The 25,628-nt window shown below is 57.9% G+C and carries 27 protein-coding genes and 1 riboswitch; of the genes, 11 read left to right on the plus strand and 16 right to left on the minus strand.

Annotated features, from left to right (window positions below):
- Positions 1-345: 345 nt before the first annotated feature.
- Complete coding sequence (locus tag WA302_RS13260) at positions 346-462, plus strand: DUF2627 domain-containing protein (protein WP_002211058.1); 117 nt, start codon at positions 346-348, stop codon at positions 460-462.
- Between the two features lie 41 nt (positions 463-503).
- Positions 504-713, plus strand: a complete 210-nt coding sequence (cspE, locus tag WA302_RS13265) for a transcription antiterminator/RNA stability regulator CspE (RefSeq protein ID WP_002221949.1) — start codon at positions 504-506, stop codon at positions 711-713.
- Between the two features lie 52 nt (positions 714-765).
- Here the strand turns inward: cspE (WA302_RS13265) and pgeF are convergent, their stop codons facing one another.
- Positions 766-1,482 (minus strand): peptidoglycan editing factor PgeF, encoded by a 717-nt coding sequence (gene pgeF / locus WA302_RS13270; protein ID WP_043143569.1) that lies wholly within the window; start codon positions 1,480-1,482, stop codon positions 766-768.
- A 161-nt stretch (positions 1,483-1,643) separates the two neighbouring features.
- Between pgeF and rlmA the strand changes: the two genes are divergently transcribed.
- Complete coding sequence (gene rlmA / locus WA302_RS13275) at positions 1,644-2,462, plus strand: 23S rRNA (guanine(745)-N(1))-methyltransferase (protein ID WP_025303162.1); 819 nt, start codon at positions 1,644-1,646, stop codon at positions 2,460-2,462.
- Between the two features lie 61 nt (positions 2,463-2,523).
- On the opposite strand, the gene mntP is transcribed toward rlmA, so the two are convergent.
- The 5 genes from mntP to manX form a co-directional block, all read right to left on the minus strand.
- On the minus strand, positions 2,524-3,093 hold the full coding sequence (gene mntP / locus WA302_RS13280) for a manganese efflux pump MntP (protein WP_025303161.1): 570 nt from the start codon (positions 3,091-3,093) through the stop codon (positions 2,524-2,526).
- An 11-nt stretch (positions 3,094-3,104) separates the two neighbouring features.
- A riboswitch (yybP-ykoY riboswitch) is annotated at positions 3,105-3,288 on the minus strand.
- 218 nt (positions 3,289-3,506) lie between these two features.
- A complete protein-coding gene (locus WA302_RS13285) occupies positions 3,507-3,965 on the minus strand; it encodes a DUF986 family protein (protein WP_025303160.1) in 459 nt (152 codons plus the stop codon).
- 50 nt (positions 3,966-4,015) lie between these two features.
- Positions 4,016-4,858, minus strand: a complete 843-nt coding sequence (locus tag WA302_RS13290; RefSeq protein WP_015378157.1) for a PTS mannose transporter subunit IID — start codon at positions 4,856-4,858, stop codon at positions 4,016-4,018.
- A gap of 15 nt (positions 4,859-4,873) precedes the next feature.
- Positions 4,874-5,674: a PTS mannose/fructose/sorbose transporter subunit IIC gene (locus WA302_RS13295; protein WP_015378156.1), complete on the minus strand. Its 801-nt coding sequence runs from the start codon at positions 5,672-5,674 to the stop codon at positions 4,874-4,876.
- 56 nt (positions 5,675-5,730) lie between these two features.
- Positions 5,731-6,690: a PTS mannose transporter subunit IIAB gene (gene manX, locus WA302_RS13300; protein ID WP_025303159.1), complete on the minus strand. Its 960-nt coding sequence runs from the start codon at positions 6,688-6,690 to the stop codon at positions 5,731-5,733.
- A 562-nt stretch (positions 6,691-7,252) separates the two neighbouring features.
- On the opposite strand from manX, the gene WA302_RS13305 reads away from it, so the two are divergent.
- Positions 7,253-8,797 carry a TerC family protein gene (locus WA302_RS13305; RefSeq protein WP_164067316.1) on the plus strand — a complete coding sequence of 515 codons (1,545 nt, stop codon included), beginning with the start codon at positions 7,253-7,255 and terminating at the stop codon, positions 8,795-8,797.
- A gap of 16 nt (positions 8,798-8,813) precedes the next feature.
- On the opposite strand, the gene WA302_RS13310 is transcribed toward WA302_RS13305, so the two are convergent.
- The 4 genes from WA302_RS13310 to pabB all read right to left on the minus strand — a co-directional run bounded on the left by WA302_RS13310 (position 8,814) and on the right by pabB (position 14,428).
- Positions 8,814-10,400, minus strand: a complete 1,587-nt coding sequence (locus WA302_RS13310; RefSeq protein WP_025303157.1) for an EAL domain-containing protein — start codon at positions 10,398-10,400, stop codon at positions 8,814-8,816.
- 268 nt (positions 10,401-10,668) lie between these two features.
- Positions 10,669-12,033, minus strand: a complete 1,365-nt coding sequence (sdaA, locus tag WA302_RS13315) for an L-serine ammonia-lyase (protein ID WP_025303156.1) — start codon at positions 12,031-12,033, stop codon at positions 10,669-10,671.
- Positions 12,034-12,479: 446 nt separating this feature from the next.
- Entirely contained in the window at positions 12,480-13,058 is a 579-nt protein-coding gene (locus WA302_RS13320; RefSeq protein ID WP_025303155.1) for a CoA pyrophosphatase, read from the minus strand.
- Positions 13,055-14,428, minus strand: a complete 1,374-nt coding sequence (pabB, locus tag WA302_RS13325; RefSeq protein WP_197822336.1) for an aminodeoxychorismate synthase component 1 — start codon at positions 14,426-14,428, stop codon at positions 13,055-13,057. Before pabB ends, WA302_RS13320 begins: the two co-directional genes overlap by 4 nt.
- A gap of 525 nt (positions 14,429-14,953) precedes the next feature.
- Between pabB and WA302_RS13330 the strand changes: the two genes are divergently transcribed.
- Together WA302_RS13330 and WA302_RS13335 are read left to right on the plus strand one after the other, a co-directional pair.
- The gene (locus tag WA302_RS13330; RefSeq protein WP_197822334.1) at positions 14,954-15,955 is read left to right on the plus strand and encodes a glycosyltransferase; all 1,002 of its coding nucleotides are present in this window, start codon (positions 14,954-14,956) and stop codon (positions 15,953-15,955) included.
- A gap of 70 nt (positions 15,956-16,025) precedes the next feature.
- Complete coding sequence (locus WA302_RS13335) at positions 16,026-16,265, plus strand: YoaH family protein (RefSeq protein WP_033643378.1); 240 nt, start codon at positions 16,026-16,028, stop codon at positions 16,263-16,265.
- A gap of 34 nt (positions 16,266-16,299) precedes the next feature.
- Here the strand turns inward: WA302_RS13335 and purT are convergent, their stop codons facing one another.
- Positions 16,300-17,478 carry a formate-dependent phosphoribosylglycinamide formyltransferase gene (gene purT / locus WA302_RS13340; RefSeq protein ID WP_049203947.1) on the minus strand — a complete coding sequence of 393 codons (1,179 nt, stop codon included), beginning with the start codon at positions 17,476-17,478 and terminating at the stop codon, positions 16,300-16,302.
- Between the two features lie 246 nt (positions 17,479-17,724).
- Between purT and cspE (WA302_RS13345) the strand changes: the two genes are divergently transcribed.
- The 5 genes from cspE (WA302_RS13345) (at position 17,725) to yebF (ending at position 20,654) form a co-directional block, all read left to right on the plus strand.
- Positions 17,725-17,934, plus strand: a complete 210-nt coding sequence (gene cspE, locus WA302_RS13345) for a transcription antiterminator/RNA stability regulator CspE (protein ID WP_004927572.1) — start codon at positions 17,725-17,727, stop codon at positions 17,932-17,934.
- A 147-nt stretch (positions 17,935-18,081) separates the two neighbouring features.
- The gene (dbpA, locus tag WA302_RS13350) at positions 18,082-19,464 is read left to right on the plus strand and encodes an ATP-dependent RNA helicase DbpA (RefSeq protein ID WP_060447823.1); all 1,383 of its coding nucleotides are present in this window, start codon (positions 18,082-18,084) and stop codon (positions 19,462-19,464) included.
- An 88-nt stretch (positions 19,465-19,552) separates the two neighbouring features.
- A complete protein-coding gene (locus WA302_RS13355; RefSeq protein WP_025303149.1) occupies positions 19,553-19,876 on the plus strand; it encodes a YebG family protein in 324 nt (107 codons plus the stop codon).
- Positions 19,877-19,915: 39 nt separating this feature from the next.
- A complete protein-coding gene (gene yqfB, locus WA302_RS13360; RefSeq protein ID WP_004927562.1) occupies positions 19,916-20,224 on the plus strand; it encodes a N(4)-acetylcytidine aminohydrolase in 309 nt (102 codons plus the stop codon).
- 70 nt (positions 20,225-20,294) lie between these two features.
- Entirely contained in the window at positions 20,295-20,654 is a 360-nt protein-coding gene (gene yebF / locus WA302_RS13365) for a protein YebF (RefSeq protein WP_025303148.1), read from the plus strand.
- A 56-nt stretch (positions 20,655-20,710) separates the two neighbouring features.
- Here the strand turns inward: yebF and WA302_RS13370 are convergent, their stop codons facing one another.
- The 5 genes from WA302_RS13370 to mdtH all read right to left on the minus strand — a co-directional run bounded on the left by WA302_RS13370 (position 20,711) and on the right by mdtH (position 25,404).
- Positions 20,711-21,274: a lipoprotein gene (locus tag WA302_RS13370; protein ID WP_151429382.1), complete on the minus strand. Its 564-nt coding sequence runs from the start codon at positions 21,272-21,274 to the stop codon at positions 20,711-20,713.
- A gap of 152 nt (positions 21,275-21,426) precedes the next feature.
- Positions 21,427-23,067, minus strand: coding sequence for an ABC1 kinase family protein (locus WA302_RS13375; protein ID WP_089195965.1), 1,641 nt, complete (start codon positions 23,065-23,067; stop codon positions 21,427-21,429).
- A 34-nt stretch (positions 23,068-23,101) separates the two neighbouring features.
- Entirely contained in the window at positions 23,102-23,749 is a 648-nt protein-coding gene (gene grxB / locus WA302_RS13380) for a glutaredoxin 2 (RefSeq protein WP_336064171.1), read from the minus strand.
- A gap of 127 nt (positions 23,750-23,876) precedes the next feature.
- The gene (locus tag WA302_RS13385; RefSeq protein WP_197824049.1) at positions 23,877-24,125 is read right to left on the minus strand and encodes a hypothetical protein; all 249 of its coding nucleotides are present in this window, start codon (positions 24,123-24,125) and stop codon (positions 23,877-23,879) included.
- 73 nt (positions 24,126-24,198) lie between these two features.
- Complete coding sequence (gene mdtH, locus WA302_RS13390; RefSeq protein WP_301480421.1) at positions 24,199-25,404, minus strand: multidrug efflux MFS transporter MdtH; 1,206 nt, start codon at positions 25,402-25,404, stop codon at positions 24,199-24,201.
- Positions 25,405-25,628: the final 224 nt, after the last annotated feature.

Genomic DNA, 25,628 nt, shown 5'->3' on the forward strand with positions numbered 1-25,628 from the left:
ATAAATTGGCCCCCGTTCATCGATATTCAAATGTTGCATATCAAATTCCATAAAGATTCAAATTTTTTAACGCTATAAGCGGCAAAAAAGCGGAAATGACGAGACGGACATGCGACAAAACGATGAAAGTTTTGTTAAAACTCCACCAGAATGCGGGGTCTGGTGCGGTGGTTTTAGCAAGCAGAAAATAGCCGATGCTTCAACATCTTTTGGCCTATTTAAGCAAATGTGGCTCTCGACCGTTTCAAATATGTGCGACATGTCGTTCAGTGATTAAAAATGGCTTGCCATCGCATACAGAGTATGTGATAACGCATCTGGGTAAAACGAGGTACAGTTCTGTATATGTGTGGCATTTTCAGTAAAGAAGTTCTGAGTAAAGACGTTAGCGTTGAATACCGCTTCTCTGCCGATCCTTATCTTAGTGCCTCAAGCAGTAACGACTCTAGTTTGTCTATGTAACGCCCACGGGCGGTTTAAACAATCCAAAGGAAATACTCAAGATGGCAAAGATCAAAGGTCAAGTTAAGTGGTTCAACGAGTCTAAAGGTTTCGGTTTCATCACCCCGGCTGACGGCAGCAAAGACGTGTTCGTACACTTCTCTGCAATCCAGGGTAACGGCTTCAAAACCCTGGCTGAAGGCCAGAACGTTGAGTTCGAAATCCAAGATGGCCAGAAAGGCCCATCTGCAGTAAACGTTACTGCTATCTAATCAGCGTCAGCTGTACAAAAAGCCCGCCTTCGCGCGGGCTTTTTCGTTTCCGTCATCCGGCGGCGATGACGATGCCTGCGTACTGGTTGCGGCCTTTGATTCCCGGATGCGTCGGATCCTGCGCGCGCCGATGGCTGTTGCGGCGATAGCTGGTGTATTTGAAGCGCTGCGGCCGCTGCGGGTCAACGTCCGGCGTGCAGATGGTGCAACTGCCGGCGCGGTCAACGGCGGCGAAACCGAGCTCCGTCAGCTTGTATTCGGCAATTGCGGCCAGATCCAGATGCCGGTAATGCGGGCTGATCAGCGTGGCGGGCAGCGGCAGGCGCTGTTTAAAATTCTCCACCAGCGCTTCATCGACTTCGTAGCAGCATGGGCCGGCGGCGGGGCCGATAGACACCACCCAATCGGCGGTGTCGCCATCTTGGCGAATGCGGGACGCCATCTGCTCCAGAATGCCGTCCAGTAACCCGCGCCAGCCGGCGTGTACCGCCGCGATAGCGCCACCGTCGCGGCGGCTGAACAGCACCGGCAGACAGTCCGCCGTCAGTACGCTGATCAGAATGCCGGGCTGGCGAGTGTAGAAACCATCGGCCTCGCCGCACGCCTGCGCCGGTTGCAGCACGTCGACGATGCGGGTGCCGTGTACCTGCTTTTTTTCCGGCAGCGTGGCGCTGTAGGGCAGTAGATGCCCTGGCAGCAGCGCGAGTTTGCTGCCGAAGCCGTGCTGAATGTGAGGCACCGCATCGAGCAGCGCGGAACGATCGCTCATAAGTTATGTTCACCTGCGTGAGAAAACAGACTCTCAGTGTAGCCAGCTTTTTCCCCGCTTGGCCAGGTGTTGTTGGCGGCGAAAGCGAGTGGGGATGCGCCTTGCATCAAACCGGCGCCTTCTTTAGACTAGCCGCGCCCTGTCTCTCTGGAAGCCCATTCATGTCTTATCAATGTCCCCTGTGTCATCAATCGCTGCATTTTTCATCACAACACTGGCGTTGTGACGGCAATCATCAGTTCGATCAGGCCAAAGAGGGCTACGTCAATCTGCTGCCGGTACAGCACAAGCGATCGAAGCAGCCGGGAGACAGCGCGGAAATGATGCAGGCGCGGCGAGCGTTTCTCGACGGTGGATATTATCAGCCGTTGCAAGAGCAGGTGGCCGAGTGGCTGGATTTGGCTCTGGCGGCCGATGCTGGCGCGTTGTTGGACATAGGCTGTGGGGAAGGGTATTACACTGCCGCGGTGGCCGCCAGGCTGGCCCAGGAGCGCAATATGGCGGTCAATGGGCTGGATGTCGCCAAGGTGGCGATCCGCTACGCCGCTAAACGTTATCCGGCGGTCTCGTTCTGCGTCGCTTCCAGTCACCGTTTGCCGTTCGCCGATGGTGCGTTGGATGCGGTCTTGCGCATTTATGCACCTTGCAAGGCGGAGGAGCTGGCACGGGTAGTGAAGCCGGGCGGCGTGGTGCTGACGGTGTCGCCGGGCCCGCGTCATCTGTACCAGCTGAAAGAGCAGGTGTACCAGCAGGTGCAGCTGCATGCCGAACAGGATGAACAGTTCGCCGGATTCGACTGCGAGCGCAAAGAGGCGCTGGCCTATACGATGACCCTACCGGGCACGCAGGCCGCCAATCTGCTGCAGATGACGCCGTTCGCCTGGCGCGCCACGCCGGAGGTGCAACAGCGGTTGGCCGAGAGCGGCGAGTTTGTGTGCGAGACGGACTTCGTGCTGGCGTTGTACCGACGTCGCGCTTAAGGGGCCTTGAACTCAAAAACAAAAAAACCTGCCGCGGCAGGTTTTTTTCAAAGCGAGCGCTTCAGGCCAGGTAGCCGAGGTGCTCCAGCAGAATGTTGACGCCGATACCGATCAGCACCACGCCGCCGAGGATTTCGGCGCGCTTGCCCAGCAGCGGGCCGATAAAGCGGCCGATCATCATGCCTAGCGTCGCCATGATCATGGTGGCGCAGCCGATGGCCATCGCGGTATGCACGATGTTCACCTGCAGGAAAGCCAGACCGACGCCGATGGCCATCGCGTCGAGGCTGGTGGCGATGGCGGTGGCGACCAGCAACCAGAAACCATGACGTTTGACCTTCTCTTCTTCATCGGGCTTGTTACGTACCCCTTCGACGATCATGCGCATGCCGAGAATGAACAGCAGCGAGAAGGCGACCCAGTGGTCCCATTCCATGATGTATTGACTGGCGAACAGGCCGATGGCCCAACCGATGAGCGGGGTGATCGCTTCGACCACGCCGAAGATCAGGCCGGTGCGGATCGCTTCGCGGAAACGGGGTTGATGCAAGCTGGCACCTTTGCCGATCGACGCGGCGAAAGCATCCATGGACATGCCAAAAGCGAGAATAAGCGTTGCTGAAAGGTTCATGTGAAATAGCCTCGGCCGGGTGGCTCCATATACACGTAACCCACCCCCAACCAAACGACGGAGTTACGTGTCTATGGTCTCGCCAACCTTACCTGGCTGCCCGCACCACGTTTCTTACGGCGAAACGAGTATGTTGATACGGGCGTTTCTGGCTTTTTATTCTCCAGAAACCGGCTACTCCCCAATGACGGCGCAACCATATCATATTATTTCCGCCACGGACAACCTTATTCTATGGCAATGTTTGTTCTTAATTGAGACTCGTTTTCATTAATCTAATTTCATGCGGGAATATAATGTAGCCAGGGGTAACAATGTTGCAGAAATAATAGTCAGAAAGGAGATTGCGCTGCCGATTAATTACCCACAAGCAGCGCAAGGTTTGAGCTAAAATAACGTTAATTTTTCTTTATTTATTGATTATCAACAAAAAAGTGGTAAATCTTCTCCAGGTCGTCCAGGTGGGTCACCTGAACCAACAGCCGGCGCTGTTCCAGGTCGACGGCCAGAATGCCGTCCTCCGATAAATTCATGGCTTTAATGCGGTTATATTCGACAAACACATTGGCGAAGAAAAAACCGTGCGCTTTAAACACCATCTTGGGAGCGCGAATATAAGAAATATAGATGGCGAGCAACGCCAAAGAAATAAGCAGATAGGTGGTTAATACCGCACCGTTGTCGGTGACATTGCGGTAAATCAGAATGGCGATCAGGCCGACGAAAATCAGGCTGTCGAGGCGGTGGCGGCGTTTAAGCGGTACTTTGAGCCGCGTTTTACCTTTCAGCAGATCCATGCCGAATTCGTCGTACAGCGAATACAGCAACAGCAGGGCGATAAACAGCATCAGTACGGCGTCGGTCAGTGACATCTCTTGCTCCATAAAAAAGCCGGGGGTTGCCCCCCGGCCGTTTCGAACGATTACAGGCCCAGCAGGCCAATCCAATAGCCAAAGATACCGATGACGAAGAAGCCGATGATGATCCACAGCGCGTTGACTTTCTTGCGCAGCAGCCACATACAGGCGAAGGTCAGCAGCAACGGCACCAGGCCCGGCATCAGCTGGTCGAGGATGGTCTGCACCGTGGTGACGTTGGTATGCCCGGTCTGGTCGGTTATCTTGGACACCACCAGCGGGATATTCACGTGCGTCCACTTGTTGACCAGCGCCCCCATGACAAACAGGCCGAGAATGGACGCTCCTTCCGTCAGTTTCTGCAGGAAGCCGCCGCCCATGTCGTTGACGATATCGACCCCTTTACGGTAACCGTAGGCCACGCCGTAGTAGCGGGTCAGCAGGCGCACCAGGTTGAACAGCACGAAGAACAGGATCGGTCCAAGCAGGCTGCCGCTCATGGCGATGCCCGCCCCAAGCGCGGCGAACACCGGTCGCACGGTGCCCCAGAAGATCGGGTCACCGACGCCCGCTAAAGGCCCCATCAAACCGACCTTGATGCCGTTGATTGCGGCGTCATCGATCGGCGCGCCGTTGGCGCGTTGCTCTTCCATCGCCATGGTCACACCGAGCACCGGCGCCGCCACGTAAGGGTGGGTGTTGAAGAACTCCAGGTGACGCTTGATCGCCTGTTTGCGATCGTCATTGTTTTCCGGATACAGGCGGCGGATCACCGGCACCATCGAGAAGCAAAAACCCAGCGCCTGCATGCGTTCGAAGTTCCATGAACCCTGGAACAGGTTCGAACGCAGGAATACGCCGCGAATATCGGCCGGCGTGAGTTTCTTTTGAGCAGTTGTATCAACCATTTCTCTCACCTATTCCTAGTCGAGTTCGTTATCGAGATCGTTCGCGTTAGCCGGGCCGGCCTGTACAACTTGAGACTTGTTGTATTTCGGGCTGAGCTGGATATACAGCACGGCCATCACCACGCCAATGACGCCGAGCGCCACCAGGTTGAAGTTGGTGAAGGCGGCGGTAACGAAACCGAGATAGAAGAACGGCATCAGGTAGCCGGCGCGCATCATGTTAATCACCATTGCGTAACCGACCACGACGATCATGCCGCCGGCGATGTTCAGGCCGCTGGTGACCACTTCCGGGATCGAGTTGAGCAGGGCATGTACCCCGGCGGTGCCGACCGAGATGGCGACGATGACCGCCGGGATGGCGATACGCATCGCCTGCAGCAGCAGGGCGCCGACATGGATCCAGCTAATGGCGCGCAGGCTGCCGCGCTCCGCCGCGCTGTCTGCTGCGTGCTGGAACGCCACGGTGAGGGTACGCACGATGATGGTCAACACCTGGCCGGCCGCCGCCAGCGGAATGGCCAGGGCGATACCGGCGCCGACGCTTTGCCCGCCGGCGATGACCAGAATGGTCGAAATGATGGACGCCAGGGCAGCATCCGGCGCGACGGCCGCACCGATGTTCATCCAGCCCAGGGCGATCATTTCCAGCGTACCGCCGATGATGATGCCGGTTTTCATATCGCCGAGGATAAAGCCGATCAGGGTACAGGCGACCAGCGGACGGTGGAACTGGAACTCGTCGAGGACGGAACCCATCCCGGCGATACAGGCAACGATAAATATCAGCACAATCTGAAGAGTGGTGATCTCCATTGCACTTCTCCTATGACCAAAAAAGCTCTGAGTAAAATAATTAGCGGCTGGCGCCACTAATTGAGTTTGTTAATCAGGTCCATCATTTTTAGCCGGCTGTCGGACGAGACCTTACGTACCTCCAGCTCGATACCGCGATCGTTCAGTTTCTTAAACGCTTCGATATCTTTTTCATCGACGGAAACGGCGTTGTTCACCTGGGTTTTCCCCTGGCGGAACGCCATGCCGCCGATATTGACGGATGTAATCTCCACGCCGCCTTCCACCAAACGCCAGACGTCGGTCGGGTTGGTGAATAACAGCATCACGCGATCGTTGGCGTATTTCGGGTTGTTCCAGACGCGGATGGCCTTCGCCACGTCCACCACGTGGGCGGTGACGCCCGGCGGGGCAACCTGGGTCAGCAGGGTCTTGCGCACATGGTCGGCGGCGACTTCATCGCTGACGACGATAATGCGGCTGACGTTGGTCTCTTTGGTCCAGCGGGTAGCGACCTGGCCGTGGATTAAGCGGTCATCGATGCGCGCCAGGCCGATTTTCATGTGGTCGTTCGGCCCCAACGGCGCCTGAGGGGCAGCGGCTTTGGCGACGGGTGCTGCGGGTTTTGCGGGTTCTTCCTGCGGTTTTTTCAGCGCTTTCACGCCTTCACGGCCGGTTTCCAACGCCAGCGCCACCAGTTCATCGAAAGCGGGGTTGTCGTCCCGCGCCATGAAGGTTTCCACCAGCATCGGGATGTTGACCCCGGTGACGACCTCATAGTTTTCTTTGTCGACCGCAATGCGGCTGGCGGCGTTGAACGGGCTGCCGCCCCAGGTATCCACCAGGAACAGCACGCCGCCGCTGGTATCCAACCCACTGATTTTTTCGTTGTACTTGACGATTAACGTTTCGGCATTCTCACCGGGAACGAAGTCTATAAAGGCGACGTTGTCCTGCTCGCCCAATAGCATCTCCGCCGTTTTCAGCAGTTGTTCCGCTGCAGCCCCGTGTGTGCCGATGATAATAGCTATTGCCACTCGCTACCTCCTCGTTGAACTCCAGACGCGGTGTGTGTCGTTTCTCCGCGCCGTCTTGGCAGTCACTTCCGCGGTTCAGATACATTATGGTAGAAAAAAAGAAACGCACGCCTAACATTTCTCACGCAGTTTCAAATGCCTGTGCGTGATACTTCACGAACGCGAGATTTATTTTAGTGAGTGAAAAAATATTTTTTGTGACGCTGCTCCGCTATTGAATGCTCGGGGAAATCTTAGCTGTCGCAGACGATATGGTGTGGCGCCACCCTAAACCGCCGTTGAAAAAGCCGCTTTGTCCCCCAGAAAAATCCTGATACAGTAATTTCTTCTTTCATCACTAAGGAGTGAAGGGCCTCAGCCCTCCCTATGGACTGTCACCGAAGTTACTGTTTTTCCAGGTTTCACCCGCCACCTGCTGGCGTTGTATATGCTGTTCGGCCCTTCGGCCATCTCCCGGTAACCCCATCCCGTCACCTTGCTATTGTCGACTGCGCCCATGCAGCGGCGGCATCGTCACGTCTGAGCGGCGAGCGCTCATTCCCACTTTTTTCTGGAGTCTGATATGGAATTTTTAATGGACCCCTCTATTTGGGCGGGGTTGCTTACGCTGGTGGTGCTGGAAATCGTGCTGGGCATCGACAACCTGGTGTTCATCGCCATTTTGGCCGACAAATTGCCGCCGAAGCAGCGCGATAAGGCGCGCGTTATCGGCCTGTCGCTGGCGTTGCTGATGCGTTTGGGCCTGCTGTCGGTGATCTCCTGGATGGTAACCCTGACCACACCGCTGTTCAGCGTCGGCGATTTCAGCTTCTCTGGCCGCGATCTTATCCTGCTGTTCGGCGGGGTATTCCTGCTGTTCAAGGCCACCATGGAGCTGCATGAGCGGCTGGAAGGGCAGACGCACCAGGATGGCGCCAACCGCGGTTACGCCAAGTTCTGGGCGGTGGTGGTGCAAATCGTGATCCTGGACGCGGTGTTTTCGCTTGATGCGGTGATTACCGCCGTAGGCATGGTGAACGATCTGCCGGTAATGATGGCGGCGGTGGTGATCGCGATGGCGGTGATGCTGTTGGCATCCAAGCCATTGACCAACTTCGTCAATGCGCACCCGACCATCGTGGTGCTGTGCCTGAGCTTCCTGTTGATGATCGGCCTGAGCCTGATCGCCGAAGGCTTCGGTTTGCATATTCCGAAAGGCTATCTGTACGCCGCGATCGGCTTCTCGATCCTGATTGAATTGTTCAACCAGATCGCGCGTCGCAACTTCATCAAGCATCAAGCGCGTCGGCCGATGCGCGAGCGCACCGCGGAAGCGATCATGCGCCTGATGGGGCAGCAGCGCGCGCAGCAGTCGGACGATGAGGTCGCTTTGCCGAGGGATGAAACCTTTGCTGCGGAAGAGCGTTATATGATCAGCGGCGTGTTGACACTCGCCTCGCGTTCATTACGCAGTGTGATGACGCCTCGCACGGACATCTCCTGGGTCGACTGCGAGCGCTCCCGCGAGGAGGTGCGCGCCCAGTTGCTGGATACGCCACACAGTCTGTTCCCGGTGTGTCGCGACTCGGTGGATGAGATCGTCGGCGTGGTACGGGCCAAGGATCTGCTGGTGGCGCTGGAGCAAGGGGAAGATATCGCCGAGTTTGCCGCCCGTACGCCGCCGATCGTGGTGCCGGAAACCATGGACGTCATCAAACTGCTGGCGGTGCTGCGCCGCGCCAAAGGGCGTCTGGTGGTGGTCACCAATGAATTTGGCGTCGTGCAGGGGCTGGTGACGCCGCTGGACGTCCTGGAAGCGATTGCCGGTGAGTTCCCGGACGAGGATGAAACGCCGGATATCGTGGCGGAAGGCGACGGCTGGCTGGTGAAGGGGGGAACCGATTTGCACTCGCTGGAACAGGCACTGGCCTGCGATGACCTGGTCAGCCCAACCGCAGACTACGCCACCCTGGCGGGGCTGCTGTTGGCTCACTACGGCCAGATGCCGGTGGTGGGGGACAGCATTGAACTGAACCACCTGCGTTTCGATATCGTCGAGGTCTCCGACTATCGCATCGAATTGGTGCGTGTTACCCGCGTCGTCTTTAACGAGCCGACGCAGTCGTAACCCTCCCGCCGGGGGCTCAGGCCTCCGGCGGATCCTCTTCCGCTTTCCTGACGCGCGATTCGTACTGTTGCAACCACAGCGGGAAAACGTGGATCGGCATCGGCTTGGCGAAATAATACCCCTGCAGGGCATTGACCTCGCGTGAGCGCAGATAGTCGGCCTGTTCCTCCGTTTCGACACCCTCTGCCACCAGTTTCAGCTTCAGCCTCTGCGCCAGCGTAATGATGGTGTCGGTCACCGTGGCGTTGACCGCGTCGGTGCCGATGGCCGCGGTAAACCCGCGGTCGATCTTCAACACGTCCGGGCTGAGGTTTTTCAGGTAGCTCAGCGAGCTGTGGCCGGTGCCGAAATCGTCGATAGCCAGCATGATCCCCATGTCTTTCAGCGTGCGAATCTGGTCATACTGGATCGCCGACAGCGCGGTGCGTTCGGTCAGCTCCAGCATCAATGAGGGCATCGGATGTGCCGGCAGCCAAATCTGGCGGATATCGTCGATGATGTTGAGCGTTTTAAAATGCTCGGCAGCAACGTTAATGCTGATGTAGAAGGACGGTCGTGGCGGGAACAGCTGCAGATTTTCCGTCACGGTGTTCATTAGATAGCGAGTGAGCGGAATGATGAGGTCATGCTGCTCGGCCAACGGAATAAACACGTCTGGCGAGATCCACCCCTGCCGCTTCTTTTTCCAACGCAGCAGCATCTCGACGCCGGCACAGCGCCCGGTATCGCTGTGAATGATCGGTTGGCAGTAAACGCGGAACTCCCGATGGGTAATGGCATGGCCAATGTGGTAAGACAGGCTCATGCGGTTAGCGGTGAGCAGGTAGACCACATAGGCCGCCAGCAGGCTGATCAGCAGCGCCAGCGGGATATGGCGCGGCAGTGCGGAAAACGCCAACATGCCGACCTGCGGGCCGAACAGCGAAATCGAGAACGGGTAACGCTCGGAACCGGCGGTGTAACGCAGATCGTTGGTCAGGGTGTCGCGGCGCAGGATTTCGCGGCGCCCGTATTCCAGGCTACTGTCGGCTACGTTCAGCACCATGCGCTGAACATAAGGCTCCTGCGGTTCGAGTAAAAAGTTCGATAACAGCTCGATATTGAAGACGTGCAGCACGCCGCTGCTTCTATCGCCGGGGGAGGGTGTCCACATCACCAACGTGGGCAGTCCTTTGCTCACCGCCAACGAAGGGCGCAGCGCCAGCCTGACGTTGCTGTTGACGAAAATCGGCAGCACGGCGGCCAACTGATAATGTCGGGCGCCAAACAGACTGGAGCAGTAGATGATGCCATTTTTTACCAGCAGCATGGCGCGCAGCGCCTGATTTTGCGCGGCGCGAAAGCGCAGGGTCGATGAGACGTTCTCGCAGGGTTGTTCCAGCATGTCCATACTGCGTTCCGCCTGCAGCTGCGCGGGGGACAACAGCTGGTCAATTTTGCCGACGGTGCGGGTGGCCAACGTTTGCTGGCTCTGCTCGATGCTTTTGACCTCTTGATAGTAACGGGTATACAGCGATACCAGCAGAATAGCCACGCCCACCGCTCCGGCCAGCAGCCAACGGTAGTAACGATATTGGGACGCGGCGAGGTGGGTCATCAACATCCGGTAAATCCTTGTTCGGTAATCCAGCTCCGAGTCACAGTCAGGCCACAGCTCCTTAAGTTGCGCTCGGCTAATTCTAGCCTGAGGTTATACAAGATTGATGGTAACTCAGTAAATTATTTCGATTTAGCAAAACAGAAGGTCAATTTGCAGGCTAACCGCTGGATCGATGAGAAAAATGCAGGATATTTTCTGGTGACATTGTCACTAAAAGCGGTCAATGAATTGATTGCCCATAAAAAACCCCGCCGGGCGGCGGGGTTGTCTGTCAGTCGCATTGCACCTTGATTGCCAGGCCACCGCGTGACGTTTCTCGGTACTTGGCGTTCATGTCTTTGCCGGTTTCGTACATGGTCTCGATCACCTTATCCAGCGAAACGCGCGGTTCGCTGGTGCGGCGCAGAGCCATGCGGGCGGCGTTGATCGCCTTGACCGAGGCGATGGCGTTGCGCTCGATGCACGGCACCTGTACCTGGCCGGCGACCGGGTCACAGGTCAGCCCCAGGTTGTGTTCCATGCCGATTTCCGCCGCCACACAGACCTGCTCAGGGCTGCCGCCCAGCAGTTCAGCCAGGCCTGCGGCCGCCATGGAGCAGGCCACGCCGACTTCGCCCTGACAGCCGACTTCGGCGCCGGAAATGGACGCGTTCATCTTGTACAACGCGCCGATGGCGCCCGCTGCCATAAAGTAACGGATGTAGATATCCGGGCTGACGGACTCGATAAAGTGATCGTAGTAAGCCAGCACCGCAGGCACGATGCCGCAGGCACCGTTGGTCGGCGCGGTGACGACGCGGCCGCCGGCGGCGTTTTCTTCGTTAACCGCCAGTGCGAACATGTTGACCCAGTCGATCACGTTCATCGGATCGTTGGACAGTTTGTCCGACGCCACCAGCATGCGGCGCAACGCGGAAGCACGGCGCGGTACGCGCAGCGGCCCCGGCAGCACGCCTTCGGTGTTCAGACCCCGATCGATACAGGCACGCATGGTTTGCCAGACGTTGCCGAAGTAGGTTTCGATCTCTTGCTTGCTGTGCAGCGCCAGTTCGTTCTGCATCACCATGCCGGACAGTGACAGCCCGGTCTCGCGGCAGTGGTCGAGCATTTCGCGCGCGGAGTTGAATGGATAAGGCATTTGCAGCTCTTGCTCGGCGTCCTTACCGAAGTTCTCCTCGTCGACGATGAAACCGCCGCCGATGGAGTAATAGGTCTTGCTGTACACTTCTTTATCGCCGGCGAAGGCGTGGATTTGCATGCCGTTCTCGTGCAGCGGCAGGTTGTCGCTGCGGAAGACCATGCCGCCGTCGCGTGGGAAATCGACTTCATGCAGGCCGTTGGCCAGCATCAGGCGTTGACGTTGTTCTACATCGCGAATAAAGCCAGGAATGCTATCGATATCGACGGTGTCCGGCATGTTGCCGGCCAGGCCGAGAATGATGGCGATATCGGTATGGTGACCTTTACCGGTCAATGAGAGTGAGCCGTAAACGTCTACGGCAACACGCGTGATAGAAGGCATCAGGCCTTTATTTACCAGATCGTCGACAAACTGTTTGCCGGCTTTCATCGGTCCAACCGTATGAGAGCTGGACGGGCCGATGCCGATCTTAAACATGTCGAAAACGCTAATCACGCTAAAACTCCTTAAAGAGACGTATTGTTATGGCTGCGGCGGTTAAAAACCGCGCAGGGAACAGCGATATTGTAAAAGGGCCGTGCGGGTTCGGCTGCCTTTTTCGCATGAAATTAAATAATCCGTGGTGTCGCTTTTTTTACTGATTACCCGGGGCGAACCCTTATGCGAGGTATCCGCTTTCGCCCAAGCTCCATTAGCGGTAATCGCGCCAGCTTTCCGTGCTGAACGCCGCCGGCTTAATCCCTGTTTCTACAGTGGTTTATCTCGGACGGTGGTATTTTACAGGTATTTCGTAAGGTTTAAGAGAGGGTTTACAGTTTTTTTAAAACCATTCAATCGGAACGGTAGTTGAAAAAGCGTTCAAATGAAGTGATTTCGATCGCTTTACCGGCAGCGGAGGCCGTCGGCCATGCCAGATTGCGAGTCAGATCACGTAATATGGGCTAAATACTGACCTGCTGCGCCAGACGCCGAATGATGGCTGCGGTCAGCCCCCAGATAAACTGGCTGTGATACCAGGAGAGGTAAATGCGGTGCGTATGGCCGGCGCGATGAATATCCAGCGGATAGTAACGCGACAGGGTCAGCGCTTCCCTCAAGGGCATCTCGAACACGTCCGCCACTTCACCCTCATTGGCGTGGAACTGCACATCCGGCGAGACCAGGCCGACGATGGGCGTGACCTGAAATCCGGTGCTGCTGTCGAGCGGCGCCATTTGGCCGAGGACGGTCACCGCCTGCGGTGGTATCGCCACTTCTTCCTGCGCTTCTCGCAGCGCCGTGACGATCGCCGACCCGTCTTCAGCGTCGGTTTTACCGCCGGGGAAGGCCACCTGGCCGGCATGTTTGCGCAGCGAGTCGGCGCGGCGGGTCAACAGCAGCGTCGGCTCTGCGCGGCAGACGATCGGGATCAGCACCGCCGCCGGGCGCACATTGTGCGAGATCTGCGCCGCCTGGGGCAGCTGCAGTTGAAAACGGCTGATAAAGGCGTGCAGTGAGGCTGGTGTGTTCGATGGGATCACGACAGGGCACACTCCCCAAGCTGCGGCAGAATACGGCCAACCTTGTCAAAGGTCTCCTGGTATTCCGCCTGCTCCTGGCTGTCCGCCACGATGCCGCCACCGGCGGAGCAGTGGATGCGGCCGTTTTCGGTGACGAGCGTGCGGATGGTGATATTGGTGTCCATGTTGCCGCAGGCGCTTAGGTAACCGATACTGCCGCAATAGGCATTGCGGCGCTGCGGCTCCAGCTCTTCGATGATTTCCATCGCCCGCACCTTGGGCGCGCCGGTGATCGAGCCGCCGGGGAAGCAGGCGCGCAGCAGTTCGGCCGCCGAGGTCTGTTCCGGCAGGGTTGCGGTGATAGTGCTCACCAGGTGATGCACGGCGGGAAACGGCTCCACGGCAAACAGTTCCGGCACCCGTACGCTGCCAGGCTGGGCGACGCGGCCGATATCGTTGCGCAGCAGATCGACGATCATCAGATTTTCAGCGCGATCTTTGGGGGAATCGGCCAAACGGCGAGCCTGAGCGGCGTCCTGTTCCGCGTCCGCCAGCCGCGGCAGCGTGCCCTTGATCGGGCGGGTTTGGATGCGCTGCTGCTCCAGCCACAGGAAGCGCTCGGGAGAGACGCTCAGTACGCTGTTGTGCGGCAGGCGCAGGAAGGCCGAGAACGGCGCGCGGTTGCAGGCGCTCAATCGACAGAAAGCCTGCCACTCATCTCCCTGATAGTCGGCGGAGAACCGTTGCGCCAGATTAATTTGGTAACAGTCACCGCTGCGCAGGTAGCGCTGAATACGTTGGAATTTCTCGCCGTATTGCCGCCGGCTCATATTGGCGCGCCAGTCGCTCAGCAGCGTGAAAGGGCGTTCTGTCGGCGCGGTTTGGCTATTGAGCCAGCACCAGCGCTGTTCCACGTCGCCATAGCTGAGCAGCGTCAGGGTTTGCAGCCGGTGATCGGCGATCAGCGCCCAGTCATAAATGCCCACCGCCATGTCCGGCAAGGCGAGGTCGGCTGCGGCCAACTGCGGCAAGCTTTCCACCCGCCGCCCGAGATCGTAGCCGAACAGCCCCAGTGCGCCGCCCTGAAATGGCAGATCCGGGTTAAACGCCGGTTGCCAACCTTGCGCCACCAGGTGTTGCTGCAGCAGGGAGAATGGATCTTCCTTCGACTGAATAGTGACGCCGTCACTTTCTATTTTCGTGCTGGCGCCCTGGGTGGTGAGCGTAACGCACGGCTGCGCGACCAGGATGTCGAAGCGGTTATGCGAATGGTCGGCGAAGCCCGAATGCAGCAGCATCGCCCACGGGTGGGTTGAAATCGGGGCGAAAAGCGTCATCAGGGCACTGCGGCTGTAGGGCAAAGATTTTATGTTTGGGGCGGTTACGCTCATGAACGTCAATAAACCTGGCTGTGAGGACGGCGATATCTGGCGGCTAGTGTGCCATAGACGGTCACGTCATGCATGTTTTGCCACGCGCGACATGGAGCACAGTTCACATAAACGGCAGTTCAATAAACCTGAGATAAGGCATTTTTTGCGCCATTGATTATACTTCGATATGTTAAAAATTTAACGTCAAATGCACTGGACGTTTATTCATCGAGGGCGCAAGACCCGAGAAATATAAAAAAGGTTCGTTAATTTCATATTTTTATTGTTGCTTGCTGTTATTAAGCTGTCGATGCGAAACGGTTTTGCCTGTGTTTTTTCATGGTGGCCGTCTTGTGAAAGTTATCCCTTGTTGTGGAACGCTTTTCTTGTCGAAAGCATGAAAAGACAAACAAGATTAATCTTATTTAGCCTGCGGCGGAAATGTGAAGGTTCGCGTTTTATTTCGCTCGTGCGCTGAAGCGGTTTCTATTTTCTAAAAAAATAAAATTATCATTTTGTTACATTATTATTGAAGAGCTACCTATGTCGTTAATGCTGAGCGTCATCGTCCCGATGCACAATGCGGGGGAGTTATTGGAGCCGTTCCTGGTCTCGCTGCTGGCCCAGCGCGAGCAACGGTTGGAGGTGATCATCGTCAACGATGGTTCCACCGACGGTTCGGGAGAGATCGCGCACCGTTACGCGGCGGTGCATCCGCATATTCGCGTGATCGATCAAGCCAATGCCGGCGTTTCTAATGCACGTAATGCCGGGCTCGCCGTTGCCCGAGGTAAATATGTGGCGTTTCCGGACGCCGACGATTTATTGGCGCCCGAGATGTATTCCACGCTGTTGGAACAGGCAGAACGACACCAATTAGACGTGATGCAATGTAATGGTGAACGCTATTTTACCAGCCAAGACGAATTACAGCCGATTTTTCCCGAGGCGCGTTTACGCACTACCGACGTTATCACTGGCGTTCAGTGGTTCGAACGTGCATTGAAGTCGCGAAAGTTTATTCATGTTGTATGGCTGGCAATATATCGCCTCGATTTTATTCGCCAGCATCGGCTTTATTTTGAGCCGGGGTTGCATCACCAGGATATTCCCTGGACGACGGAAGTCATGTTTAATGCCAAACGGGTCAAATATTTAAGCACGCCGCTGTACCGGCAACGGGTGCACGACAAGTCTATCAGTAACCGTCGTCGCACCGGCAAAGCGAACGTAGAGTATCAGCGTCACTATATGAAAATCGTCGAAATGCTGGAGCGGCTCAACCGGCGCTATGCGGGCACTGTCGCCATTCGTCCCGCTTTCCATTGGCAAATCACCCGTGAGGCGTTGGGCATTTGTCACAGCATTCGCCGTGAGCCGGATCCGGCCGCTCAGAATCAGATTACCGAAGAGTTTTACCAACGTGGCATCGACAGAGCGATGCTCGCCAATGCGCGCGGCGTGAAGCAGGGGTGGCATGTCATGCTGTGGCGGCACCGTTTAAAGCAGTGGCGCAACGATAACGGCTGTTCACAGCCGGCCTGAGGCACAAGACGTTGGGATCCGCCGCGTTAGCGCGTATACTCCTTCTCCCTTTTGCCGGAGAGAACGACACATGCATGCAGGTATGCCATTACTGAGCCACGCGGAGCAGCAGGAAGCGGCGGATCGCATCCATCAGCTGATGGAACAGGGCATGAGCAGCGGTGAGGCCATTGCTCGCGTTGCGCAGGAAATTCGTGAGAAGCATCAGGGCGCTCATGTCGCGGTGCTGTTCGATGACGAAGACGAACAGCAGGATGCCGCACCGGAGGCGTCGCGGGATGACGATGCTGAAGAAGACGAAGACTATTGATGTTATCGGGGCCGCGCAAGCGGCCCCGTCAGTTTTAGCGGTTGACCGCCACGGCGGCGGCGGCCTGTTTCGCCAGTTCCACCGCGAGTTCCGTGGTGTCCGCCGTCGCCAGCGCTACGCCCAGGCGGCGCTGGCCGGCGATTTCCGGCTTGCCGAACAGACGCAGCTGGTTGTGCCCGCGCAGCGCGTTTTCCAATCCGCTGAAGCGCACATCGGTGCTGGTGAGCTGTGGCAGGATCACCGCCGAAGCGGAAGGGCCGAACTGGCGGATAGCGCCGATCGGCAAACCGAGAAACGCGCGCACGTGCAGGGCGAACTCAGACAGATCCTGTGAAATCAACGTGACCATGCCGGTATCGTGCGGGCGTGGCGACACTTCGCTGAAGATCACGTCGTCGCCACAAACGAACAGCTCCACGCCGAACAGCCCGAAGCCCCCCAGGGCCTTCACCACTTTCTCGGCGATAGCCTGGGCCCGACTCAGCGCCGTAGCCGACATGCGTTGCGGCTGCCAGGATTCGCGGTAATCCCCATCCTCCTGACGGTGCCCGATCGGCTCGCAGAAATGCACGCCGTCCACGGCGCTGATGGTCAGCAGCGTAATTTCAAAATCAAATCTTACCAGCCCTTCGACGATCACCCGGCCACCACCGGCACGACCACCCTGTTGGGCGTAATCCCAGGCGCTTTGCAGCTGTTCGGGCGTGCGGATCAGGCTTTGGCCTTTGCCGGAGGAGCTCATCACCGGTTTGACGATGCACGGGTAGCCGATGTGTTCGACCGCCTGCCGGAAGGCGATTTCACTGTCGGCAAAGCGGTAGCTTGAGGTGGGCAGAGCGAGCTCTTCCGCCGCCAGACGGCGGATGCCTTCACGGTTCATCGTCAGGCGGGTGGCTTCGGCACAGGGCACCACGCGGTGGCCCTGGCGTTCAAGCTCGACCAGCATGGCAGTGGCGATCGCTTCGATTTCGGGAACGATATAGTCAGGCCGCTCTTGTTCGATAACGGCTTTCAGCGCGTCACCGTCCAGCATATTTATGACGTGGCTGCGGTGCGCCACATGCATGGCGGGGGCGTCGGGATAGCGATCGACGGCGATCACTTCCAGACCGAGGCGCTGGCATTCAATGGCGACTTCTTTACCCAGCTCCCCGGAGCCGAGCAACATAACGCGGGTGGCGGAAGGGCGCAGGGCGGTTCCAATCGTTAACATAGTGTCGTACCTGGATCGGTGAAAGTAAGCGGATTGATGATCGGCGGGCAGTATATACGAAAACGATTGCGTTCACAGCCGCTGCGCCAGGTTTGTTGCTAACTGACTGTTTTTATAACAAACAGAAATATTTGCCCTGCATGAGCGATTATGCGTTAATAACCGACGGCGAAAGAAGGCCTACATATCACAGGGTTTTCGCGTCTCGTGCCGTTAAGGCAGGTTTATCAAGTAAAGGAAACACAAATGAGCAAGATCACTGGTCACGTTAAATGGTTCAACGAAAGCAAAGGTTTCGGCTTCATCACGCCTGCCGACGGTTCTAAAGACGTTTTCGTTCATTTTTCCGCTATCGTTAGCGATGGGTTCAAAACCCTGGCTGAAGGCCAGCAGGTTGAATTCTCCATCCAGGACAGCCAACGTGGCCCTGCTGCAGCCAACGTCGTTGCGATTTAACGACTGCGTTGCCAAGAAACCCGCCGCCGGCGGGTTTTTTTATGCCCGCACCCCGTAACGCCGCCCATCTCTGTTATCATTTACCCCTGATTCGGCGCCAACCTGCGGGCGCGCCGCCATTCCATTCGTCATATAAGAGTTATCGCCGTGAGCACAGTTTCTTTTTCTTCCCTGCCGCTGCCAGCCGAACAGTTGGCCAACCTCAACGAACTGGGGTACGCCGAAATGACGCCGGTACAGGCCGCCGCATTGCCCGCCATCCTGCAAGGGCGGGACGTGCGCGCCAAGGCGAAAACCGGCAGCGGTAAAACGGCGGCCTTCGGCATTGGTCTGCTGAATAATATCGTCGTCGGTCAGGTCGCCACGCAGGCGCTGGTGCTCTGTCCCACCCGCGAGCTGGCCGATCAGGTGAGCAAAGAGCTGCGCCGCCTGGCGCGTTTTACGCAAAACATCAAGATCCTGACGCTGTGCGGCGGTCAGCCGATGGGGCCGCAGCTCGATTCGCTGGTGCATGCGCCGCACATCGTGGTGGGGACGCCGGGCCGTATCCAGGAACACCTGCGCAAGAAAACGCTGCAGTTGGACGAGCTGAAGGTGCTGGTGCTGGATGAGGCCGATCGCATGCTGGACATGGGGTTCGCCGACGACATCGACGATGTGATCAGCTATACGCCGCCGCAACGTCAGACGCTGCTGTTTTCCGCCACGTACCCGGCAGGCATCGAGCGCATCAGCGCGCGCGTTCAACGCCAGCCGCTGAGCGTCGAGGTGGACGATGGAGAAGCGCAGGCCTCCATCGAACAACGCTTTTATGAGACTACGCGCGATCAGCGCCCGGCGCTCCTGGTGTCGGCTATTCGCTATCATCAACCCGCGTCCTGCGTGGTGTTCTGCAATACCAAACGCGATTGTCAGACGGTGCTTGAGGCCCTGGAGGCCCGCGGCATCAGCGCGCTGGCGCTGCATGGCGATCTGGAACAGCGCGACCGCGACCAGGTGTTGGTGCGTTTCGCCAACCGCAGTTGCCGGGTATTGGTGGCGACCGACGTTGCCGCACGCGGGCTGGATATTAAAGAGCTGGAGCTGGTGGTCAACTACGAGCTGGCGTTCGATCCCGAAGTGCATGTGCACCGTATTGGCCGTACCGGCCGCGCCGGCATGAGCGGGTTGGCGATCAGCCTGTGCACGCCGCAGGAAATGGCGCGGGCGCACGCGATTGAAGACTACCTGCAGATGAGCGTCGACTGGTCGCCGGTGTCCGAGCTGAGCGGGGCGGCCAACGGCTCGCTGGAGGCGGAAATGGTGACGCTGTGCATCGACGGCGGCCGCAAGGCGAAGATCCGTCCCGGCGATATTCTCGGGGCGCTGACCGGTGATGCCGGGCTGACAGCGGCGGAAGTGGGCAAGATTGACATGTTCCCAGTGCATGCCTATGTCGCAATCCGCAAAGCCAGCGCGCGCAAGGCGCTGCAACAGTTGCAGCAGGGCAAAATCAAAGGCAAAAGCTGCAAGGTGCGGCTGCTGAAATAAGCCGAAGGCGGGCGGCGGTTTGCCTTCCCGCCACGATCTATTTATACTGTACATAATTACAGTAATTTGAGTATTTGAGGACGCACGCATGGCGGTTGAAGTTAAATATGTGGTGGTGAGAAACGGTGAGGAAAAAATGACTTTCGCGAGCAAGAAAGAAGCCGACGCCTACGACAAAATGCTGGATCTGGCGGACAACCTCGGGGAGTGGCTGCAGCAGGCGCCGCTGACTCTGGATGACGAACAGCGCGAAGGCTTGAGCTTCTTCCTGGCGGAGAATAAGGACGCGCTGGGTCTGATTTTGCGTGGCGCTTCGCCGGCGGAAACCCTCAAAAAACCGGCGGAAAGCAAAGCGAAAAAAGCGACATCTAACCCAAAAGAGGGATCTGCGTCAGAAAAGCAAGCAGCATAATGACTTATGTTGCGGTGTTGTGATGAAAAAGGATCTAAAATGAGCCGTGAAATAACTTTCTTCAGCCGCTTTGAGCAAGACATTCTGGCCGGGCGTAAAACCATCACCATTCGGGATGCCAGTGAGTCGCACTTCGAACCGGGCGAGGTATTGCGCGTAAGCCGCAATGAAGACGGCGTCTTTTTCTGTTTTATCGAAGTGCTGTCGGTAACGCCGGTGCGCCTGGATGCGCTGACCGAACGCCACGCACAGCAGGAAAACATGTCGCTCGGCGAACTGAAGCAGGTGATCAAGGAAATCTATCCGGGCCTGGATGCGCTGTTTGTCATCGAGTTCGTCAAACGGTAACTCTTTGCCGAAACCCTGTTGTGAGCCAGGGATGGGCGCCCGGATAGCGCTAATCACAACGGGAGGACATATGAAAAAAATGGGTTTGGCTATCGCCTTGTTGGCCATGATGGGAGCATCAACCGCGGTGTGGGCGCAGGATCAAGAGCAACGCACCGCCAAGGTGGGGCAGTGTGCGGGCCTGCAGCCGGCGGATATCGCCGCCCAGGTCAAGCGCGACTTCTTGCAGAACCGCATTACGCGCTGGGAGGCGGACAAAAAGCTGCTGGGTACCGCAACGCCGATTGCCTGGGTTAGCCCGGATGCCATCAGCGGCAAGGATCAGGTGTGGCAGGTACCGTTAACGGTGCGTGGCACCAAGGCAGATAAAACCTACAACGTGACGCTCAACTGCAACACCGGCGAAATCGCCTACAGCGCGCCGCAGTAATACTGTTTTGCAATAAAAAGCCCGCCTGGTGGCGGGCTTGATGCATAAAGACGAGGTCAGTCGCTGAACGGGATCACCAACTCACCCGGCTTCACTTCCAACCCCTTCGCCAGTTTTTTGGCCAGCGCTTCGGTTTTGCTGTTGTCAGGATTTAGCACATAAGCTGGCTTTTGGTCGAAGTAAGACTTCAGTGACTGGTTCAGATACGGCGTCAGCGCTTTCATTACCGTCTGCATTTTTTCCGGCTGCACGCTGTAATCAGTCAGCTCCATGTCCTTCAGGAAAATGGCGCCCTGCGCCCGGTCGTAAACCGGCTGCGCCTTCAGCGTCAGCTTCAGATCCGCGGTCTGCGGGCCGAGAATCGACGTGATATCGACCTTGGCGTCGCCGGAAAGGGTAACTTTACCCGGTTCGCTGCGGCCGATTTGGCTTTGCAGCTGAGTCAGCACGATATTGGCGTCCACCAAGCCGGGCACGCCGATCTGCTTCTGATAGTCGTTGTGTTTCTGCAGGTAATCATTCACTTCCTGCTCGCTCAGGGTGTATTGGGTCAGTTGATTGCAACCGGCCAATACGCCGGCGAACAGCAGGGCGGCTGCGCCCATCAGGATCTTCTTCATTAATGCCTCATTGCGACTGCTGGCGAAAAGTGCTGCAGATAATTGATTAATCATTATAAACGTTCCGCCTGCGCGTGAAAACGACAGGCGGCGATGTGCAAAGGATAGTGCGCGCAAAAGCGGGTGAGACCTATCGGATAACGCCGAAAGCATCAGCGCCGCAATCGTAGCGCCAAGAGAATTACGCCGGCCACGCAGGCCGCGCTCCCCAACAGCGGGAACAGCGGGATGCCCCACAGCCGCAGCGAAGAATGCATCAGATAAGGCGCCAGGCCCAGAGCAAAAGCGGCGGTGACGATGGCGATAGCCAGCGTGACGGCGGCGCGTTCCAGCGCTTTGCTCAATTGGCCGAGGTTCTTGACGTTGATCTCGGCATTGAGCTGCCCGCGTTTGAGGCGGCGAACCAGTAGGCGCAGGGTTTGCGGCAGCTCCTCTCCGGCATCGAGCGCTTCCCCGCCCAGGGCCAACAACCGCTGGCGCACGGCGTCGGGGGCATAGCGCTGCAGCACCGTTTGTTGCAGCATCGGTTTGAGCGTGGCTACGATGTCGAAGGCCGGATCCAACCGATGCAGCACGCCGTCGGCGGTGATTAATGCCTTGAACAGCAGGACCAGGTCAGGCGGCAACGCCAGCTGGTGTTCACGCGCCATCACCAGCAGGTCGGTCAAGGCTTTGCCCAGCGTCAGGGTGGCGGCGGCCTGTTTGTCGAGAAAGTTTTGCGCCGCCAACTCCAGATCCAGCAGGTCCAACGGTTCGCTGTCCGACCAGGCGATCAGCGTGTTGACGATGCCTTCGGATTGGCGATCGGCGATGGCCTGCAGCAGCAGGAGCAACTGGTTGCGCCGCCGCTCGGACAGCTGGCCCACCATACCGAAGTCGATAAAACCGACGCGGTCACCGCTCAGCGCCATAACGTTGCCGGGGTGGGGATCGGCGTGATACAGCCGATGCTCCAGCACCATGCTCATAAAGGCGCGGGCGCCGCGTTGTGCCAGCAGCGGGCCGTCAAAGCCTGCCGCCGCCAATTGCTGAGGGTTCTCCGGCGCGGTACCGGGCAAGTATTCCTGCACTAACAGACGCGGAGACGACCATTGCCAATAGATTTTCGGCACGACCACGTCGGGTTCTCGTGCAAACATCTTGGCGACGCGATCGCAGTTATGCCCTTCGTGAGTCAAATCCAGCTCGTGATTGAGCGCCGTCGCCAGCGCTCGGACCATCTGCCGCGGCCGATAGCGTGCCAACGTGGGGCTCTGCTGCTCCACGGTTTCCGCCAGCGAGGCCAGCAGCCGCAGATCGGCGTGGATGGTTTTCGCCAGGCCGGGCCGCAGCACTTTCACCACCACCTGTTCGCCACTGTGCAAGCGGGCGCGGTAAATTTGCGCCATCGACGCTGCCGCCAGCGGCGTGCGATCGAACTCGGCAAACAGGTGCTCGGGCTCGCCCCCCAGATCGGCAACGATCTGCGGCGCCAGTGTCTCCCATGGCAATACCGCCGCTTGGCTGTGCAGGCGATCCAGTTCGTCGGTCCAGGCCGGATCCAGGAGGTCAGAACGCGTGGCCAGGATCTGACCGAATTTGACGAAGGTGGGGCCCAGCGCCTCGAGCGCCTCCCGCAGCCGTTCAGGCAGGGTCTGTGCGTCCTGCAGGGCGGGCTCGCCGCGGACACCGCGCAGCAATGCCCCCAGGCCCAGCAAGCGCAGAACGTCTTGCAGACCATAACGAATCAGAACGGAGGTAATTTCCTTCAGCCGCGCCCGATCGCGAGCGGTGGCGAGCACCATTTTCAACATCAATACGCCATGTCCTTTTTGTGACTCTCGAACGTTATTGTTCCATATCCAGTAGCAACGGCACCTCGCTGCGTTGCGCCATGCGGTTGCGGTAGGCTTCCACGTTATCCGGCAGCGCAACCCCGGCGACGATCGACAACGAACGTAGCAGCGGGAACAGGTGAATGTCGTCCTCGGACAGCTCGCCGTTCACCGCGTCAGTGGAGACGATCAGCGGTGACAGGGTTTGCAGATCGGCCTCCAACTGGGCGATCAGATCGGCGCTGTTGGCGAGATGTTCGGCGAAATCTCCGATTGACGCCTGTTTTTTATCGATAAAGTACTGGCGCGCACTGGCGGTGGCAAACTCTTCGAAATCGGCGTGCGCAATACGCGGCAGCAGCAATTTTGCGCTGTAACCGCCGACCCGCTGCAGCCATTCGGCGATAGCCGGGTTGGTGCGGCCGGTCAGGACCGGCTTGCCGTCCAACCCATCGACATAGCGTACGATATCCAGGCTTTCCGGCATCGCTTCACCGTTGTCTTTAATCAGGATAGGCACCATTTTTTGGCCGATCAGGTTGAACGGGGTCGTCTCATCGTCGTTGAGCAACGTGACCAGGCGAATCGGCAAACGTTTCAGGCCGAAAATCATGCGGGCTTTAACGCAGAATGGGCAATGATCGTAAATGAACAGTTTCATGCTTGCTCCGGGTTGTCAGGTTTTAACAGCAATAGTTACCACAGCTTATCGAGGCTGTCTTGACGTGCGTGTGTTGGATGGTGCGTTATTGCGATATTGCCCGCGCACCGGCGCGGGCTAGAGGGCGTTATTTCTTGGCCGGTACCGAGTTGAGCACATCGATCAGGTGAATGCGAGCTTCTTCGAGGTCGATTTTGTCACGTTCATTGGCGGCGGTGACGACCTGCAGCTGCTTGATAATATCGTCCTTCAGGCCGGCGTCGCTGGCGAGGATGTGGGCCAGTGCTTTTTCCACCAGGGTGGACCGCGCATAAATCATGCGCAAGTTCAGTATCATATGTTCGAGTAGTTGCGGTAATTTTGCTTCTTCGCTCATGCCGACGGGCTCCTGTGGGTGTTTTTACTAACAGGATAGCAGCTGTTGCCGATTCGGCCGGATTTCTATGGCGTTAACCGCCGCGCAGCATCATCGGGGCGCTGCGTCGTGGGCTGAACTGCCAGTACAGCGCCAGCAGCGTAGCGAAGCCTACTGCCCCAAGCAGCAACCAGGGCAGCTCCGGCATGTTCATCGTGCGTCCGGTATCGTACATCCAGCCGCCGCCGGTGTAACCCAACGCGCCACCCAGCGCCAGGCCAAGGCGACTGAAGCCCATATAGCTGCCGCGCGCACGCGGATCCGCCAGCGAAGCGCTTAGCGTTTCGCGCGCCGGCTCGGCGATAATCGATCCCAGATAGAAGCAGCAGATCAGTGTGAACACCCCCTGCAGGCTGGTGGTGAGGCCAATCGGCAGCAGGCTGAGCGTCATCAGCAACAGGCCCGCCATCAGGCGCTGCTCAAGCCGGAAGTGTTTTTCTCCCCAACGCGCCAGCGGATAGAGCAGCGACAATGACAGCGCCGCTTCAATCGCATACATCCATTTTACTGCCGCCGGTGAACCGGCGATTTCGTTGACCACGATCGGCAGCATCAGCATCACCTGTACCGCCAGCATATAGTAACCGGTCAGCGTCAGGACATAGGTGAGGAAGCGGCGATCGCGCAGTACCCGCAACATGCCTTCCTTCATCGGTATACGCACGGTAGAGATGCGGTAAGCCGGCAGTAGCCAAGCGTTCCAGCCGGCGGCGAGCACGAAGATCGCCGCCCCAACCCAGCAGACAAAGTGGAAATCGTACTGCAGCAGCCAACTGCCGATCAGCGCGCCGACCACCGCTCCCGCGCTGTCCTGCATCATCAGCAGCGAGAAAAAACGGCCGCGTTCATGCGGGCGGGTCAACTTGATTACCAAAGCGGTGCGCGGCGGATCGAATAACGTGCCGCCGAGGGCGGACAGCCCGCAGGAGAACCACAGGATCCAAGGTTCATCGGCCATCGCCATGGTAGCGAAACCGGCGGCGCGCAGCAGCATGCCGGTGACGATCATCGGCTTGGCGCCGAAGCGATCGGCGATGGCGCCGCCAAAGATGCCGAGCCCTTGTTGCAGCAGCTGACGCAAACCCAGCGCGATGCCGACGATCAGCGCCGCCCACCCTAATTGATCGACAAAGCGGATCGAAATAAGCGGGAACACGACAAAGAAGCCTAAAACCACCAGCAGGTTGTCGAGCAACAGAAAATATTTACCCAAGCTGCGCGCTTGCGACACCAGAGACATGCATCACCATGAGCAATTAAGAGAGAGGGGAAGGCAACCCCACCATTCTCTACCCAATTGCCGGACGGCGACAGGGGCGGAGTAGATAATATTTTTTTATCGTCAAGGTGTTACCTGCGCTGCAAAATGGGCGGAAAAACGCCGTAAAACGCGTATTCGGCGATTTACTGAGCGACCGGGATTTTACCTCGGGGGCGGGCTACGGTTATATTGAATGCAGGGAA

This window comes from Serratia sp. 201 (assembly GCF_037027545.1).
Classification (GTDB): domain Bacteria; phylum Pseudomonadota; class Gammaproteobacteria; order Enterobacterales; family Enterobacteriaceae; genus Serratia; species Serratia bockelmannii.

What these genes read in the sequence shown, in the direction of transcription:
- WA302_RS13260 (WP_002211058.1), top strand. Translation starts at nt 346, where the DNA reads ATGTGTGGCATTTTCAGTAAAGAAGTTCTGAGTAAAGACGTTAGCGTT.
- cspE (WP_002221949.1), top strand. Translation starts at nt 504, where the DNA reads ATGGCAAAGATCAAAGGTCAAGTTAAGTGGTTCAACGAGTCTAAAGGT.
- pgeF (WP_043143569.1), bottom strand. Translation starts at nt 1,482, where the DNA reads ATGAGCGATCGTTCCGCGCTGCTCGATGCGGTGCCTCACATTCAGCAC.
- rlmA (WP_025303162.1), top strand. Translation starts at nt 1,644, where the DNA reads ATGTCTTATCAATGTCCCCTGTGTCATCAATCGCTGCATTTTTCATCA.
- mntP (WP_025303161.1), bottom strand. Translation starts at nt 3,093, where the DNA reads ATGAACCTTTCAGCAACGCTTATTCTCGCTTTTGGCATGTCCATGGAT.
- WA302_RS13285 (WP_025303160.1), bottom strand. Translation starts at nt 3,965, where the DNA reads ATGTCACTGACCGACGCCGTACTGATGCTGTTTATCGCCCTGCTGTTG.
- WA302_RS13290 (WP_015378157.1), bottom strand. Translation starts at nt 4,858, where the DNA reads ATGGTTGATACAACTGCTCAAAAGAAACTCACGCCGGCCGATATTCGC.
- WA302_RS13295 (WP_015378156.1), bottom strand. Translation starts at nt 5,674, where the DNA reads ATGGAGATCACCACTCTTCAGATTGTGCTGATATTTATCGTTGCCTGT.
- WA302_RS13305 (WP_164067316.1), top strand. Translation starts at nt 7,253, where the DNA reads ATGGAATTTTTAATGGACCCCTCTATTTGGGCGGGGTTGCTTACGCTG.
- WA302_RS13310 (WP_025303157.1), bottom strand. Translation starts at nt 10,400, where the DNA reads ATGTTGATGACCCACCTCGCCGCGTCCCAATATCGTTACTACCGTTGG.
- pabB (WP_197822336.1), bottom strand. Translation starts at nt 14,428, where the DNA reads ATGAGCGTAACCGCCCCAAACATAAAATCTTTGCCCTACAGCCGCAGT.
- WA302_RS13330 (WP_197822334.1), top strand. Translation starts at nt 14,954, where the DNA reads ATGTCGTTAATGCTGAGCGTCATCGTCCCGATGCACAATGCGGGGGAG.
- WA302_RS13335 (WP_033643378.1), top strand. Translation starts at nt 16,026, where the DNA reads ATGCATGCAGGTATGCCATTACTGAGCCACGCGGAGCAGCAGGAAGCG.
- purT (WP_049203947.1), bottom strand. Translation starts at nt 17,478, where the DNA reads ATGTTAACGATTGGAACCGCCCTGCGCCCTTCCGCCACCCGCGTTATG.
- cspE (WP_004927572.1), top strand. Translation starts at nt 17,725, where the DNA reads ATGAGCAAGATCACTGGTCACGTTAAATGGTTCAACGAAAGCAAAGGT.
- WA302_RS13355 (WP_025303149.1), top strand. Translation starts at nt 19,553, where the DNA reads ATGGCGGTTGAAGTTAAATATGTGGTGGTGAGAAACGGTGAGGAAAAA.
- yqfB (WP_004927562.1), top strand. Translation starts at nt 19,916, where the DNA reads ATGAGCCGTGAAATAACTTTCTTCAGCCGCTTTGAGCAAGACATTCTG.
- yebF (WP_025303148.1), top strand. Translation starts at nt 20,295, where the DNA reads ATGAAAAAAATGGGTTTGGCTATCGCCTTGTTGGCCATGATGGGAGCA.
- WA302_RS13370 (WP_151429382.1), bottom strand. Translation starts at nt 21,274, where the DNA reads ATGAAGAAGATCCTGATGGGCGCAGCCGCCCTGCTGTTCGCCGGCGTA.
- WA302_RS13375 (WP_089195965.1), bottom strand. Translation starts at nt 23,067, where the DNA reads ATGTTGAAAATGGTGCTCGCCACCGCTCGCGATCGGGCGCGGCTGAAG.
- grxB (WP_336064171.1), bottom strand. Translation starts at nt 23,749, where the DNA reads ATGAAACTGTTCATTTACGATCATTGCCCATTCTGCGTTAAAGCCCGC.
- WA302_RS13385 (WP_197824049.1), bottom strand. Translation starts at nt 24,125, where the DNA reads ATGAGCGAAGAAGCAAAATTACCGCAACTACTCGAACATATGATACTG.
- mdtH (WP_301480421.1), bottom strand. Translation starts at nt 25,404, where the DNA reads ATGTCTCTGGTGTCGCAAGCGCGCAGCTTGGGTAAATATTTTCTGTTG.